General features: G+C 71.5%; 15 protein-coding genes and 1 pseudogene. 3 read left to right on the forward strand and 13 right to left on the reverse strand.

Going from position 1 to position 14,329, the window contains the following annotated elements; all coding sequences use genetic code 11:
• Positions 1-74: 74 nt before the first annotated feature.
• The 5 genes from O7633_RS08165 to O7633_RS08185 form a co-directional block, all read right to left on the reverse strand.
• Positions 75-263: a hypothetical protein gene (locus O7633_RS08165; protein WP_278127761.1), complete on the reverse strand. Its 189-nt coding sequence runs from the start codon at positions 261-263 to the stop codon at positions 75-77.
• A gap of 284 nt (positions 264-547) precedes the next feature.
• On the reverse strand, positions 548-955 hold the full coding sequence (locus tag O7633_RS08170; protein ID WP_282327143.1) for a carboxymuconolactone decarboxylase family protein: 408 nt from the start codon (positions 953-955) through the stop codon (positions 548-550).
• Positions 952-1,464, reverse strand: a complete 513-nt coding sequence (locus O7633_RS08175; RefSeq protein WP_278136174.1) for a MarR family winged helix-turn-helix transcriptional regulator — start codon at positions 1,462-1,464, stop codon at positions 952-954. Before O7633_RS08175 ends, O7633_RS08170 begins: the two co-directional genes overlap by 4 nt.
• A gap of 2 nt (positions 1,465-1,466) precedes the next feature.
• The gene (locus tag O7633_RS08180) at positions 1,467-2,324 is read right to left on the reverse strand and encodes an MBL fold metallo-hydrolase (RefSeq protein WP_282327145.1); all 858 of its coding nucleotides are present in this window, start codon (positions 2,322-2,324) and stop codon (positions 1,467-1,469) included.
• A gap of 131 nt (positions 2,325-2,455) precedes the next feature.
• A complete protein-coding gene (locus tag O7633_RS08185) occupies positions 2,456-3,037 on the reverse strand; it encodes a TetR family transcriptional regulator (protein ID WP_282327146.1) in 582 nt (193 codons plus the stop codon).
• A gap of 20 nt (positions 3,038-3,057) precedes the next feature.
• Between O7633_RS08185 and O7633_RS08190 the strand changes: the two genes are divergently transcribed.
• On the forward strand, positions 3,058-3,696 hold the full coding sequence (locus tag O7633_RS08190) for a zinc-binding dehydrogenase (RefSeq protein ID WP_282327147.1): 639 nt from the start codon (positions 3,058-3,060) through the stop codon (positions 3,694-3,696).
• 136 nt (positions 3,697-3,832) lie between these two features.
• Here the strand turns inward: O7633_RS08190 and O7633_RS08195 are convergent, their stop codons facing one another.
• From O7633_RS08195 to O7633_RS08225, 8 genes and pseudogenes are all read right to left on the reverse strand, one after another.
• The gene (locus O7633_RS08195) at positions 3,833-4,210 is read right to left on the reverse strand and encodes a hypothetical protein (protein WP_282327149.1); all 378 of its coding nucleotides are present in this window, start codon (positions 4,208-4,210) and stop codon (positions 3,833-3,835) included.
• A 123-nt stretch (positions 4,211-4,333) separates the two neighbouring features.
• On the reverse strand, positions 4,334-4,789 hold the full coding sequence (locus O7633_RS08200) for an NUDIX domain-containing protein (RefSeq protein WP_282327150.1): 456 nt from the start codon (positions 4,787-4,789) through the stop codon (positions 4,334-4,336).
• A 146-nt stretch (positions 4,790-4,935) separates the two neighbouring features.
• Complete coding sequence (locus O7633_RS08205) at positions 4,936-5,724, reverse strand: metal-dependent hydrolase (protein ID WP_282327151.1); 789 nt, start codon at positions 5,722-5,724, stop codon at positions 4,936-4,938.
• Positions 5,725-5,816: 92 nt separating this feature from the next.
• Positions 5,817-6,254: a family 1 glycosylhydrolase gene (locus O7633_RS33140; protein WP_348776320.1), complete on the reverse strand. Its 438-nt coding sequence runs from the start codon at positions 6,252-6,254 to the stop codon at positions 5,817-5,819.
• Positions 6,255-6,342: 88 nt separating this feature from the next.
• Positions 6,343-7,233 (reverse strand): annotated as a pseudogene (locus O7633_RS33145) (family 1 glycosylhydrolase); the annotation flags it as partial.
• Complete coding sequence (locus O7633_RS08215) at positions 7,230-8,069, reverse strand: carbohydrate ABC transporter permease (protein WP_282327152.1); 840 nt, start codon at positions 8,067-8,069, stop codon at positions 7,230-7,232. The pseudogene O7633_RS33145 and the gene O7633_RS08215, both read right to left, overlap by 4 nt.
• Positions 8,062-9,042, reverse strand: coding sequence for a sugar ABC transporter permease (locus O7633_RS08220; RefSeq protein WP_282327154.1), 981 nt, complete (start codon positions 9,040-9,042; stop codon positions 8,062-8,064). Before O7633_RS08220 ends, O7633_RS08215 begins: the two co-directional genes overlap by 8 nt.
• Before the next feature lie 66 nt (positions 9,043-9,108).
• A complete protein-coding gene (locus tag O7633_RS08225; RefSeq protein WP_282327155.1) occupies positions 9,109-10,407 on the reverse strand; it encodes a sugar ABC transporter substrate-binding protein in 1,299 nt (432 codons plus the stop codon).
• A gap of 253 nt (positions 10,408-10,660) precedes the next feature.
• Between O7633_RS08225 and O7633_RS08230 the strand changes: the two genes are divergently transcribed.
• Positions 10,661-11,851 (forward strand): ROK family transcriptional regulator, encoded by a 1,191-nt coding sequence (locus tag O7633_RS08230; RefSeq protein WP_282327157.1) that lies wholly within the window; start codon positions 10,661-10,663, stop codon positions 11,849-11,851.
• A gap of 185 nt (positions 11,852-12,036) precedes the next feature.
• Positions 12,037-14,253 (forward strand): discoidin domain-containing protein, encoded by a 2,217-nt coding sequence (locus tag O7633_RS08235; RefSeq protein WP_282327158.1) that lies wholly within the window; start codon positions 12,037-12,039, stop codon positions 14,251-14,253.
• Positions 14,254-14,329: the final 76 nt, after the last annotated feature.

The raw sequence follows: 14,329 nt of genomic DNA on the forward strand, positions 1-14,329 counted from the left end.
CGGGTGCCGGCGGAACGGGGCGCACTGCCGGTTGCCCCGTCCCGCCGGCGTTCGTACTGCTCAGATCAGATCGGTCAGAACGCGACGTTGCAGCACATCGAGAGCGACTCGAAACGCCCCAGCTCGTCGAATTCGATCTCGACCACCTCGACCTCGGTGGTGTCCGTGAGCTCGATGGCGGCACTCTCCGTGATGGCCGCGTCGGTCATGGTGGACATTGCAATCACCTTGCCTTCCGCACTACAGGTCAGTTCGTGATCCACGCCACGAGCTGTAGACGGCAACGTACAATGGATGTTTGCCCAGTTGAACCCCTAGTTTCACGATGCGGTCCTGGGGCGCGGACGACCGTGACTACTGACTCGACACTCAGCGCAAGGCGTCGGGCACGCTTCGGAAGATCCGCTACTTTCCGCGATTCGACCGCCACGCCTGGATCGCCGTACCCCCGACCGGACGCGACGCCGCAACCGGACGAGTTGGCCGAGCGAAACGGGGCGGTCGGGAGAGCCGGCCCCGCCTTGCAGCTGATCGACGGGGTCCGGCCTCAGTCGGTGGCGACCGCGGCGGGTCGCGGCGCCGTGCCCAGGACGGTGGCCATGGCGGCCGATGCCGCCGGCTGACCGAGGTAGGCGGTCAGCAGCACCATCAGCTCGCCCAGGCCCTCTTCGGTGACACCGGCGGCGCGGGCGGCGTTCAGGTAGGTGGCCAGCCGGGCATCGACGACGTGTTGGCCGACGAGGGCGGCGACGACGGCGACGCTGCGGTCGCGGTCGGTCAGTCCCGTTCCGGACCATCCGGGTCCGCCGGCCGCGAGGAAGGCCTCCCGGGCGTATTGTGCGCCGGCTCGCCCCGCGAGCATGCGCTCGGCTTCGTCCTCCGGGACGCCGAGGTTGCGGGCGTACACGGCGCGGCCGGCGGCGATGCGGTCGGCCACGTCGTCGGAGGCGTTCATATGCACGATCCCGGGTCTTCGGCCGAGCCGATGATGAGGTAGAGGGCCCGTCGTAGCTGTGCGACCTCGGCCGCCGGGATGGGCCGGACCGCGTCGGCCTCGCGGGCCTCGGTGCCGGCAGCGACAGCCGCCCGCGCCGCGTCGCCCTTCGGGGTGATGGCGATGATGCGGGCCCGCCGGTCTCGCGGGTTGACGCGCCGCGAGACGAGTTCCATGCGCTCAAGCCGGTCGATCTCCGCGGCGAGGGTCGTCTTGTCCATGCCGAGGGCTTGCCCGAGTTCGACCTGGGTGAGATCGGCGGTCTTGTGCAGGGCGCTGAGGACGATGTGGTCGCGCAGCGACAGGCCGTGGCGTTCCGCTTCCGCGCCGACGAGTGCGTGCATCCGCTGGGCCGCCCGGTGGAGCAGCCACGTCAGCTCGGAGTCGGGCCCCGGTCCCAGAGTGGGGCGCTGCGGCGCCTCGTCGTCGGTCGTCGGATCGGGGCGGCTCGGGACAGGTGAGGCAGGCATGGTCACAGTGTCACGCCCGGGAACCGGGACGGCAGGAGCGGGATGCTGTCGTAGGCGGCGACATCGTGGGCCGGAACGACCTGCGCCACGCGGCTGAGGGCGATGCTGCGCCGCAGGCCGACCCGGACGGCCCCGGCGTCGACGTCGGCGACGCGGCGCATCAGCCACGGGCGTTGCGCGCCACGGGAGATGCCGTCCAGCTGCCAGGTGAGGTCGCCGATGAACGCATACCGCTTCCCGGCGGGCAGCGTGACGAACACGACGACGGAACCCGGGGTGTGCCCCGCGGCGAGGGCCACGACCACCGAGCCGTCTCCGTAGACGTCGAAGCTCGCCGGAAAGCCGAGATACTCCGGGCCGTCGAAGGCGTACTCCCGGATCTCCAGGCCCTGCGACACCGCGCGGAACACCCTGCCGTGCGAGTCGTCGGCGCCGTAGCGGAGCTCGGCCTCGTTGATCCACACCGGCACCCGCAGGGAGTCCAGGCCGCTGACGTGATCCCAGTGCACGTGCGTGACGAGCACGCCCAGAAGCCGGGACCGGTCATAGCCGGCCGCATCGAGCTGCTGCGCCGCGGTCCGGCCGAGCCGGTGGGGAGCGCGCTCCATGCGCGCCAGCATCTTGATGTGCTCTGCCACCTGCTCGCCGAACCCGGCGTCGACGAGCAGGTCGCCCTTCGGGTGGGAGATGAGCACGGCGGTGGCCGCGAAATCCCGCTTGTCCCGCACGGACCCTCCGGTCACGGCGAACACCGCTCGCGTCGTGTACGTGCCGGTGGGCAGACGGTAGAGCGCCATGTCCGCCGGCGGAGCCGCCTCGGGCAGCCGGCCTGTCCAGTATGAGGACGGTGAGATGACCATACGCGAAACCGTACGACCCAAGAAAGTCCGAGTCAAGACTATCCGAGTCAAGACTATTCAACCGCCATGGTCACCGAGCCGACGGATCAGGCACGTCGCGCCGGGGGCGCACCCACCGGGGGCGAAGGGGGTCAGTCCGGTGGCGCCGCGCCCGGTGAGATCGCGTCCCGGACGCATGCGGCCAGGAGCCTGCGCCGCCGGTCGTGGTCCGCCTCGGGTTCGTCGGCGGTCGCGGCGTAGACGATGCTGGCCGCCGACCAGGAGAACGCCATGCTGAGGACCAGGGCGAACAGGTCGGAGGGGTCGCCCGCGCGCACCCGGCCGGCGGCCTGGGCCCGGGCGATCGCCGCCAGCTTCGACTCGTGGTCGGCGGCTCGACCCAGGCTGCCGGTGGGCTGCCGTTCCAGGCGTAGCCAGGTCAGCAGCCGGACCAGCTGCGGGTCGCGCAGGTTTTCGTCGTACATCGCGACCGCCGATCCGGGCAGGTCGTCCGCGTCGAACGGGACCGCGCCCGTGAGTTGATCGGCGCGGTCGGCGATGACGGCGTCGAACAGGCCGTCCTTGCTGCCGAAGTAGCCGTACACCTGGGCCTTGTTCGTGCGCGCCGCTGCGGTGATGCGGTCGATCCGGGCTCCGGCGATGCCCCGTTCGGCGAACTCGACGGCGGCGGCGTCCAGGATGCGGCGACTGGTAGCTGCGCCCTTGGCGGTCACGGGCGTACAGCCGCGAGTACGTGCTGCGGGAGAAGTTCGCCTACCGGCTGCCCGCCGGCCTCGACCCGGCCGGTGCGGCTCCGCTGATGTGCGCCGGCATCACCATGTGGGAACCCCTGCGCGAGGCGGGAATCGGCTCCGGCAGCCGGGTGGCGACCGCCGGCCTCGGGGGCCTCGGGCATCTGGGGGTCAAGCTCGCCGCCGCGCTCGGCGCCGAGGTGACCGTGCTGAGCCGCACCCCGGGCAAGGCCGACGACACCCGCAAACTCGGCGCCACCGATCTGCTCGTCACGACCGACGACGCCCAGCTCGCGCGGGCCGCCGGTCGATTCGACCTCATCCTGGACACCGTCTCCGGCCCGCACGACCTGTCGCCGTTGCTGCGGCTGCTGACCCTCGAGGGCACTCTCAGCGTGCTCGGCTTCCCCATGCAGACACCGGTGAACCTCATGGAACTGAGCTTCGGCCGCAAGAAGCTCAGCTCGTCGGGGACCGGTGGCACCAGGCACACGGCCGAACTGTTGTCCTTCGCCGCCGAGCACGGCATCACCGCCGACATCGAGCTGCTGCCCTCCGCCCAGATCCAGCAGGCCTTCGACCGTCTCGAACGCGGCGACGTCCGCTACCGCTTCGTGCTGGACCTCGCCGACCTCGACTGAGACACCCCCGCCACCGGCACCCGGGCCCGCATCGACCGGGTCGTCGCCGACCGAGCTGTCCCTGCGGCCTGGTGTCGCACACCTGCGGGGCCGAGGTGAGGCGCGTGCCGCCTCACCTCGGCGCTCCTGCGACGGGTCAGGATCCCGACAGGGTGAAGTACGGCGACCCGGGAATGCTGCCGTACGTCCTGAACACGCTCTTCTTCAGGTCGTTGATGTTCCGGGTGCCGAGGTAGACCGTGACGCCGTCCTTGTAGCCGTAGACGTTCACCGGCTCGCTGGTGTACTTGCCGAAGTGGACCGAGGAGCAGCCACCCGGCGGCGCAACGTACGTGGTCAGGCCGCCGCGATACGGAAATTCGAGGTACGAGCTGTAGTTGCCCTTGCTGCACACCCCCGTCGCGCCGGTGGCCGCGAGGGCCGGACTCGCGGACGCGAGCGTCCCCACCGTGGCGGCAACGGCGAGCAGGCCGACAATCTTTGCCCGTCGCCGATTCTGAACGTTCTTGGCCATGCTGTTCCACTCCCGCCTGGTTGCCAGTTGCCTGGCGTATCTGCGTACACCTCGTGCACGTGCACCGCTGGGAGGATGGTTCACGCTTCTTTCAGCCCGGACGAAGTGCGAGCAGCGCTGGATCTACGGGCCGCTCGGCGATGCGGTTGTCCGTGCCTCGCCGCGCCGAGACAGCCGGTCAGGCTCAGGCAGGGAACGGAGCAACGCCGGCAGGGCGCCGAACACGAGGGGAATGCCTCCCAGCTCGCTGATCCCGACCCATGCGACGTCGTCGTGCTCCTCAGGGGCACGGTTGGTGGGAGAGCCGACCCAGTCTCTGATGCGCCAGACGCCCACGTGGACGGCCTCCCGGCCGCTGCCGGCATGCAGGTCGCCCAGCCGTGACGAGGACTCCGCCACGATGTGAACCCCGAGCTCCTCGTGCATCTCGCGCGAGAGTGCCTGTAGTTCCGACTCACCCGCTTCGACGTGCCCCCCGGGCAGATCCCAGAGATCCGGGTATGCCCGGCGGGTCGGGCTGCGGTGCACCAGCAGCACCGCGCCGTTCTCCACGAGTGCGCCGCAGACGACGACATGCATGACGGGATTAGAGCACAGGGGCAGGACAATCTCGCTCCAGCCAGGAAGCACGCGCAGGACGGAACGTCGTGCGGGTCGTCGACCTGGCGTGAAGGAGCTGGCAGCTCGAAGCGCGTCTCGGGTCCAGTGGCGCGGAGCGGCAGTGGCTACGGCGCGATCAGGGTCCAGGCGCTGATTGCGCCCAGCACGATCAGGGCGGGCACGACCAGGAACAGTTCGGCAGCCGAGCCGGTGCGGAAGCGCAGCGGGGCCCACATGCCCAGCGGCGCCCACCGGCAGCCCCGGATCCGGATCGGCCACAGCAGCGGCACCCGGCTGAAGGTCAACGCGTCACCGAGGGAGTGCACCAGGCAGCCCAGGCCCAGCGGCAGACCGACCCACCACCATCCGGCGACCGGGCCGGGCAGCGCAGCGGCCATCACCCCGACGAACAGCCCGGCCGCCGCCGCCCCGTACGCGCCGCGCGTGCGCCTGCGCAGGGCCCCACGCGCGGCCAGCGCCGCGGCCAGCCCGGCGACCACCGCCGCAGCGACGTCCCCGCCGACTCCACACGCCAGCGACACCAGCAGGCCGGCGGCAACCGCGAACAGCAGAGTGTGCGTGACCGCCCGGTGCCCGCCCCTGCCCACGCAGCAGCGGCAGGAGGCACCGCGCAGCGCCGCCGCGCCCGCCGCCGTGCCCTGGGCGACCAGCCGGGTCACCGGACCCAGCGACCGGGCGATGACCGAACCGGGATGGTCGACGTCCGGCAGCAGCGCCCCACCAGCGGTGACGGCCGCGCCGACCACCACGGTGCCCACCGCCGGCCGCGCCCCCAGCCCGGCCGCCACCGCGCAGCCGCCCAGCCACACCACCGCCCCGGACAACGCGTGAGAACGCCCCATCACCGCCGCGCCACCACCCTCCACCACCGACACGAAACGCGAACGAAGCATCGCAGAGAGCACCGACACTTGAGGGCCGTCGGGTCGGGCCCCTGGGCGTCACCCGGCGCGACACCCAGGGGTTCCCGGGCCCCGTCGGCCCGTCATCGGCGTACCGGGACCGCCCTCGCCGGTCCGGTGCGCTGCCGGTGTGCGCGGATCAGGTCGGCGTACCGCAGCCCGCTCGCCTTGACCGTGCGCCGTTGGGTGGGGTAGTCGACGTGCACCAGGCCGAACCGCTTGTCGTAGCCGTACGCCCACTCGAAGTTGTCGAGCAGCGACCAGACGAAGTAGCCGGCGAGGGGAACGCCCCGGCCGACGGCGGCGGCGCAGGCCGCCAGGTGCCGCTCCAGGTGGTCGGTGCGCTCCCGGTCCTCCACGGTGCCGTCGGCGGTGACGTGGTCCGGCCAGGCCGACCCGCTCTCGGTGACGAGGATCCGGGACGGCGCGTACTCCTCGTGCACCGCGACCAGCAGCCGTTCCAGCCCGGCCGGATGGCTCTCCCAGCCCATCGCGGTCTCCACCGCACCCGGCACCGGCACCTGCCGGGCGTACGGCGGGGGGGCCCTCGGGGTCGTCGACGACGACCTGCCGGAAGTAGTAGTTGATCCCGAGGAAGTCGGTCGGCGCGGCGATCACGGCGAGGTCGTCGCCGCGTACCGGCGGTTCCACCCGGTAGGTGGCGAGCATGTCGGCGGGGTAGCCGCGGCCGTGCAGCGGGTCCAGCCACCAGCGGTTGACGTGGCCGTCCATCCGCCGGGCGGCGGCGACGTCCGCCGGATCGTCGGTGGCGGGCTCGCAGGGACTGAGGTTGAGCACCGCCCCGACGGAGGCCCGGCGGGCGGCGTTGGCGCGGACCGCCAGGGTGGCCAGGCCGTGGCCGAGCAGGGTGTGGTGGGAGGTACGCACCGCGCGGGCGAGATCCCGCTCGCCCGGTGCCATCCGGCCCTCCAGGTGCCCGATCCAGGACACGCAGAGCGGCTCGTTGACGGTGGTCCAGTCGGCGACCCGGTCGCCGAGGCGGGCGGCGACGACCGCGGCGTAGTCGGCGAACGCCTCGGCGGTGGCCCGTTCCGGCCAACCGCCCCGGTCCTGGAGGGCCTGCGGCAGGTCCCAGTGGTAGAGCGTGACGAACGGCCGGATCCCGGCCGCCAGCAACGCGTCGACCAGCCGGTCGTAGAAGTCCAGCCCGCTGGGGTTGACCGGGCCGACGCCGGCGGGTAGCACCCGGGGCCAGGCCACCGAGAACCGGTACGCGTCGACGCCGAGGCCGCGTGCCAGCGACACGTCCTCCGGCCACCGGTGGTAGTGGTCGCAGGCGACGGCGCCGCTGTCGCCGTTGTCGATGGCCCCGGGCACCTGGCAGAAGGTGTCCCAGATCGACGGTGCCCGGCCGTCGGCGGCGACGCCGCCCTCGATCTGGTAGGCGGCGGTGGCGACACCCCAGACGAAGTCGGCTGGCAGCGTGGACAGGTCGGGCACGTCGGGGTTCTCCTCGCGGGACACGGTGGCGGGGTTCACTTGACCGCGCCGGCGGTGAGGCCGGCGACGAAGTAGCGCTGCAACGCCAGGAAAGTGGCGACGACGGGGATGCTGACCACCAGCGAGGCGGCCATCACCTGGTTCCAGTAGACGTTGAACTGGGTGGAGTAGCCCTGGAGGCCGACGGCCAGGGTCCGACTGCCCTCGTTGGTCATCACCGAGGCGAACAGCACCTCGCCCCAGGCGGTCATGAACGCGTACACGGTCACCGCGACCACTCCGGGCACTGCCGCCGGCAGCACCACCTGGAACAGCGTGCGGAGCGGGCCGGCGCCGTCGACCTGGGCGGCCTCGTCGAGTCCGCGCGGGATGGAGTCGAAGTAGCCGACCAGCATCCAGATCGAGAACGGCAGCGAGAAGGTGAGGTAGGTGAGGATCAGGCCGGTGCGGCTGGCGTACAACTGGATGCCGGTGGCGTTGCCCAGGTTGACGTAGATCAGGAACAGCGGCAGCAGGAACAGGATGCCGGGAAACATCTGGGTGGACAGGACGGTCACCGAGAACAGGCCCCGGCCGCGGAACCGGTAGCGACTGACCGCGAACGCCGCGAAGATCGCCACGGCCACCGACAGGACCGCCGCCACCGAGGAGACGACCAGGCTGTTGACCAGGTAGCGGCCCAGCGGCACGGTCGACCACATGTCCACGAACGCGTCGACCGTGGGACGGCGGGGCCACCAGGTGAAGGCGTTCTGCACGTCCTGGAGCGGTTTGACCGCCGAACTGACCATAACGTAGAGCGGGACGAGGACGAACAGCGTGAGCAGGGTCAACACGGTCCGGCGGGCCCAGCGCTCGGCGGTGGTCTCACGCATCGTTCCTCCGGCGGTTGGTGAGCAGCAGGTACCCGGCGGTGACCAGGAGCAGGAACAGCAGCAGCGCCACCGACATCGCGGAGCCGGAGCCGAAGTCCCAGGTCTTGAAGGAGCTGCGGTAGATGTGGATGGAGACTAGGTCGGCCTGCTCCGGCGCGGAGCCGCCGAACAGCACGTACGGGGTGTTGAAGTCGTTGAAGGTCCACAGGAACAGCACCAGCAGCAGCACCAGGTTGACCGGACGCAGCATGGGCAGGGTCACCGAGCGCAACCGCCGCCAGAAGCCGGCGCCGTCCATCGCGGCGGCCTCGTACAGGTCGGCCGGGATGTTCTGGAGGCCGGCCATGACGCACAGGAAGGCGAACGGCCAGGACCGCCAGACCGACACGGTCAGCAACGCGACGAAGCTGTTGTCGCCGATCAGCCAGAACGGCCGGTCGCCGAGCAGGTGCAACTGGTCGACCAACACGTGGTTGACCAGGCCGTTGTCGCGCTGGAACAGGAAACTCCAGGTGATCACGGCGGTGTAGACCGGCAGGGCGTACGGGGTGAGAAAGAGCGCGCGCAGCAGGCCCCGGCCGCGGAACGGGCGTTGCAGCAGCACGGCGGCGGTGGTGCCGAGCACCCAGGAGAGGCCGACCGAGCAGACCGTGTAGAGCACGGTCACCTGGAAGGAGCGCAGCAGTTCGGCTCCGGCGGCGGAGTCGAAGTCGAGCACCATCCGGTAGTTCTCGGCGCCGACGAACGGGGCGGTGGACCAGTCGCGGATGTGGAACTGGGTCAGCTGGAGCAGGCTCATCCAGGCGCCGACGAGCATCGGCACGACGTGGATCGCCAGTTCCAGCACGACGGCCGGGGCGAGCAGCAGGTACGGCAGGAGCGACCGGCGGGGTCGACGGGGGCGGTTCTGCGGTGCCCCGGCCCGGGGCGGCCCGTCCCGCCCGGTGGCGTCGTGGACGGTGGTGGTGGCCATCGTGGTCCTCTCGCTGGGTGGCCGTGGCGGGGTCGGCGTCCCCGCCACGGCCACCGGTCCGGCGGATCAGCGCATCTGCTGCTGGGCCTGGCTCAGCTTCTGCCGGACGCTCTCCTCGGTGACCGGCTTGCCGCTGGCGGCGTCGGCGAAGAGTTCCTTGATGGCGGTGCCGACGAGCGTCTCGAAGGTGCTCTCGTCGGGCACCTGGGGCAGCGGGGCCGCGGTGGTGGCGAGGGTTTCCTGGAGCACCTTCTGCTCGGGGGCGGCGAACGCCGGATCGCTGGCGGCGGTCGTGACCGGCGGCAGCGATCCGTACGTCCTGTTGAGCGTCACCTGCTCGGCGTCGCTGGTCATGAACTTCACGAACTCCAGGGCGGCGTCGGGGTTCCTGGTGTGCTTGAACACGGCGATGTTGATCCCCGCGACCATGCTGTTGACCTTCCTGCCGCCGGCCGGCGGGGCGGCCAGGAACGGCACGGGGGCCACGCCGTACGCGTCGGCGGCCATGTTCTGGGACTTGAGGTTCGCCCCGACGGCCTGCCAGAGCAGCATCGCCGCCTTGCCGTTGGCGAAGTCGGACACCGACTGGTTCTGCGCGTACTCGGCGTTGCTCGGGTTGATGATCTTGTCGGTGGCCATCAGGTCGACGTACCGCTTGACCGCGGCGACGTTCTGCGCGGTGTCGAAGGTCGGCTTGCCGGCGGCGTCGAACCACTCGCCGCCGTGCTGCTGGCTGAAGGTGAAGGCGTGGTGCGCGTTCTCCGAGGGGTTGGCGCCCTCGACGGCGAGGCCCCACCGGCCGCCGCCGGTCAGCTTCCGGCCGACCTCGGCCACCTGTTCCCAGGTGGCCGGCGGGGTGGTGATGCCGGCGTCGGCGAACGCCTTCTTGTTGTAGTAGAGGGCGTAGGCGAGGCTGTAGAGCGGCACCGCCGCGGGCGGTTTGCCCGGGGCCCCGGCGGCGGCGAGCGCGGCCGGGACGAACCGCTCTTTGCCGCCGACCTTTGCCAGGGTGGCGTCGTCGAACTCGACCATCGCCCCGGTCGCCTGGAACGACGCCGACCAGGTGTTGCCGATGTTCACCACGTCCGGGCCCTGTCCGGAGGCGGCGGCGGCGAGCAGCCGGTTGAGCAGGTCCGACCAGGGCACCACCTCCACGGTGACCTTGATGCCGGTCTGCTGTTCGAACCGGTCCAACTCGGGCTGGAGGATCTGCTTGTCGGCTTCCAGGCTCGCCCCCTGGTTGCTGGCCCAGTAGGTGAGGGTCCTGGCGGATCCGCCGGACGGGTCGTCCGAGCCACCGCAGGCGGTGAGCGGGGCGGCAGCCAGGACGGCGGCGGTGAATATCGCGAGGCGACGTCTCGACACGATCGGCCCTTCCGGTTCTGGTGGTGGGGGTGTGTCGGTGCGGTGGCGTGCGCGAGGGCCCGGCAGCCGGAGATCCAGGGCCGTCGATCCGAAGGTTCGCGCACCGTGTCGTGGAAGTTACATCACGGCTTAATTAATGTCGTCATTAAAGTGGTTGTCCGCAGGGCCGTCAACCCCCGGGTCGTACAGTCGCCCCGGACGGCCCGGGGATCGAGGTGGCGGGGTGGAGTTGGCGCGAGCGACGAATCGGAGCGTGCGGCTGCGGAATCGGTCGGCGCTGCTGTCCAGGCTCTTCCTCGACGGCCCGCTGACCCGGCAGGACCTGATGCGCAGCACCGGTCTCAGCCAGCCCGCGATCAGCAACGTGGTCAGCGACCTCATCGGCGAGGGGCTCGTCGTCGAGGCCGGCGCGGCCGAGTCCGACGGCGGCCGTCCCAGCATGCTGCTGCGGGTCGCGCCCCGGTTCGCCTTCGTCATCGGGGTGGACGTCGGGGAGACCCTGATCCGGGTCGAACTGTTCGACTTCGCCATGACCCTGCTGGCCCGCGCCGGCTACCCGCTGGACCCGGCGCGCACCGAACCGGCGACGGTCGCCGGACATGTGCTGGCCGGCATCGACGCGGTCACCACCCAGGCCCGGCTGTCCCCCGCCGACGTGCTCGGCGTCGGGATCGGCGTGTCGGGCGTGGTGGAGCAGGGCGCCGAGGCGGTGGTGCACGCCCAGGCCCTCGGCTGGGACCGGGTGCCGCTGGAGCGGTTGATCCGGTCGGGCACCGACCTGCCGCTGCACATCGACAACGGCGCCAACACCCTCGGCCAGGCGGAGATGTGGTTCGGAGCCGGACGCGGCGCCCGGCACGCCGTGTTCGCCCTGGTCGGGTCCGGCGTCGGCGCAGCCCTGGTGACCAACGGGGCCTCCTACCGGGGAACGTCCAGCAGCGCCGGCGAGTGGGGGCACACCACCCTGGTGTACGGCGGCCGGACCTGCCGCTGCGGGGCCCGGGGCTGCCTGGAGGCGTACGTGGGCGCCGAGGCGATCATCGACCGCTACCGGGAGGCCCAGGGCGGCCGGGCGGTGCCCGGCGAGGACGAGGAGTCCCGGATCGCCGCCCTGGTCGAGGCGGCCGCCAGTTCGCCCACCGCCCGTCGGGTGCTGGACGAGACCGCCGGCTACCTCGGCGCCGGGGTCGCCAACCTGATCAACCTGTTCAATCCCGAGCGGGTGGTGCTGGGCGGCTGGGTGGCGATGGCGCTCGGCGGCCTGCTGCCCGAGGTCCGCGAGGCGGCCGGGCGGCAGGCGCTGCGCCAGCCGTACGAGCAGGCGTCGATCGAACTGTGCCGGCTCGGCGTGGACGCGGTCGCGCTCGGCGCCGCCACCCTGCCGGTGGCCCGGCTGCTCGCCACCGGAGGGCTGCGGCCGGCGGTCGATAACCACCATAAATAGCAAACCGGGATAAATAACACTGCTATAGATCGATGTCTTGACGCCCGCGCAACACGGCCGCAACACTCGGGAGAGAGCGCTCTCCGGTCGCGGGGCCGGCCCGGCGGCACCATCCCGGCACCCGTGGCCGCTCTCCTCAGCCCCGTCGCGCCCGGCGTCCGCACCCCCTACCGACAGGCGAAGCCATGACATCTCGTGTCACCCCCGCACGCCCGAGAACGGGCCGACGGCCCTGGCGGCGTACCGTCGTCGGCGTGGTCGTCGCGCTCGTCGCGGCCCTGACGCCGACCGCCCTGGCCCCGCCGGCGCACGCCGCGCCGGCGCTGTTGTCCCAGGGCCGCCCGGCCACCGCGTCGTCGACCGAGGGCGCCGGCTTCCCGGCGTCGGCGGCGGTCGACGGCAACACCGGCACCCGCTGGTCGAGTGCCTTCAGCGACCCCCAGTGGCTTCAGGTCGACCTCGGGGTCCAGGCCACCCTCAGCCAGGTCACCCTGGTCTGGGAGGCCGCGCACGCGCGGGCGTTCCAGATCCAGACCTCCGACAACGGCACCACCTGGACCACCGTCTGGAGCACCGCCACCGGCACCGGTGGCACCCAGACGGTGCCCGTCACCGGCAGCGGCCGGTACGTCCGGATGTACGGCACCACCCGGGCCACCGGCTACGGCTACTCGCTGTGGGAGTTCCAGGTCTACGGCGAGAGCGGCGGAGTCGTCGACCCGGTCGAGCCCACCGACCCGCGCAACCCGAACTTCGGCCCGAACACCTTCGTCTTCGACCCGTCGACGCCGACGGCCACCATCCAGGGCCGGCTGAACACCCTCTTCTCCCAGCAGGAGACCAACCAGTTCGGCCCGCAGCGGTACGCCGTGCTGTTCAAGCCCGGCACCTACACCGCCGACGTCAACCTCGGCTTCTTCACCCAGGTCGCCGGGCTGGGCATGAGCCCCGACGACGTGAACCTGAACGGCCACGTCCGGGTCGAGGCGGGCTGGTTCGGCGGCAACGCGACACAGAACTTCTGGCGCGCCGCGGAGAACCTGTCGGTCACCCTGCCCGCCGGGGTGACCGTCGAACGCTGGGCGGTGTCGCAGGCCGCGCCGTACCGCCGGATGCACCTGCGCGGCGCGCAGAACCAGATTCAGCTCTGGAACGGCGGCGACGGCTGGTCCAGCGGCGGCCTGCTCGCCGACACCCGCATCGACGGGCTCGTCGTCTCCGGCTCCCAGCAGCAGTGGTACTCGCGCAACAGCGAGTTCGGCAACGGCTGGACCGGCTCGGTGTGGAACATGGTCTTCCAGGGCGTGACCGGCGCGCCCCCGCCGCACTTCCCGAACCCGTCGCACACCGTCATCGCGCAGACCCCGCAGATCCGCGAGAAGCCGTTCCTCTACGTCGACGGCACCGGCGAGTACCGGGTGTTCGTCCCGGCCCTGCGCACCAACTCCACCGGCACGAGCTGGTACGGCAAGACCCCGGCCGGCTCGTCCATCTCGCTGAGCCAGTTCTTCGTCGTCCGGCCGGGCACCAGCGCGGCCACCATCAACGCCGCGCTCGCCCAGGGCCGGCACCTGCTGTTCACCCCCGGCGTGCACCGCGTCACCGAGCCGATCAAGGTCAACCGCGCCGACACGGTGATCCTCGGGCTCGGCCTGGCCACCATCCAGACCGACAACGGCGCGGTCGGCATGCGGGTCGCCGACGTCGACGGGGTCAAGGTGGCCGGCATCATGTTCGAGGCCGGGCAGACCGCCTCGCCGGTGCTCATGGAGGTCGGCCCGCCCGGGTCGTCGGCCGACCACTCGGCCAACCCGATCTCGCTGCACGACGTCTTCTTCCGCATCGGCGGGCCGGGCGTCGGCCGGGCCACCAACACCCTGACCGTCAACAGCGACGACGTCATCGGCGACCACATGTGGCTGTGGCGCGCCGACCACGGCGACGGCGTCGGCTGGACGGTGAACACCGCCGACACCGGGCTGACCGTCAACGGCGACGACGTCACCATGTACGGCCTGTTCGTCGAGCACTACCAGAAGCACCAGACCGTCTGGAACGGCAACGGCGGCCGGACGTACTTCTACCAGAACGAGATGCCGTACGACCCACCCAACCAGGCCGCCTGGACGAACGGGGCGACCCGGGGCTACGCCGCGTACAAGGTGGCCGACTCGGTCACCAGCCACCAGGCGTGGGGGCTGGGCAGCTACTGCTACTTCAACGTCAACCCGGCGGTGGTCGCCGACCGGGCCCTCGAGGCGCCGACGAACCCGAACGTCCGGTTCACCAACATGGTCACCGTCTCGCTCGGCGGGGTCGGCACCATCAACCGGGTCGTCAACAACAGCGGCGGCACCGCCAACACCGCCAACCAGGTGGTCTACCTGACCAACTACCCCTGACCGGCGCGGGGCGGGGGCCGGACGACGCCGGCCCCCGCCCCACGGGCCCACCCACCGCCCGCGCCGGCCCGCCCCC

The sequence above is a fragment of the Micromonospora sp. WMMD712 genome (assembly GCF_029581295.1).
Taxonomy (GTDB): Bacteria; Actinomycetota; Actinomycetes; order Mycobacteriales; family Micromonosporaceae; genus Micromonospora; species Micromonospora carbonacea.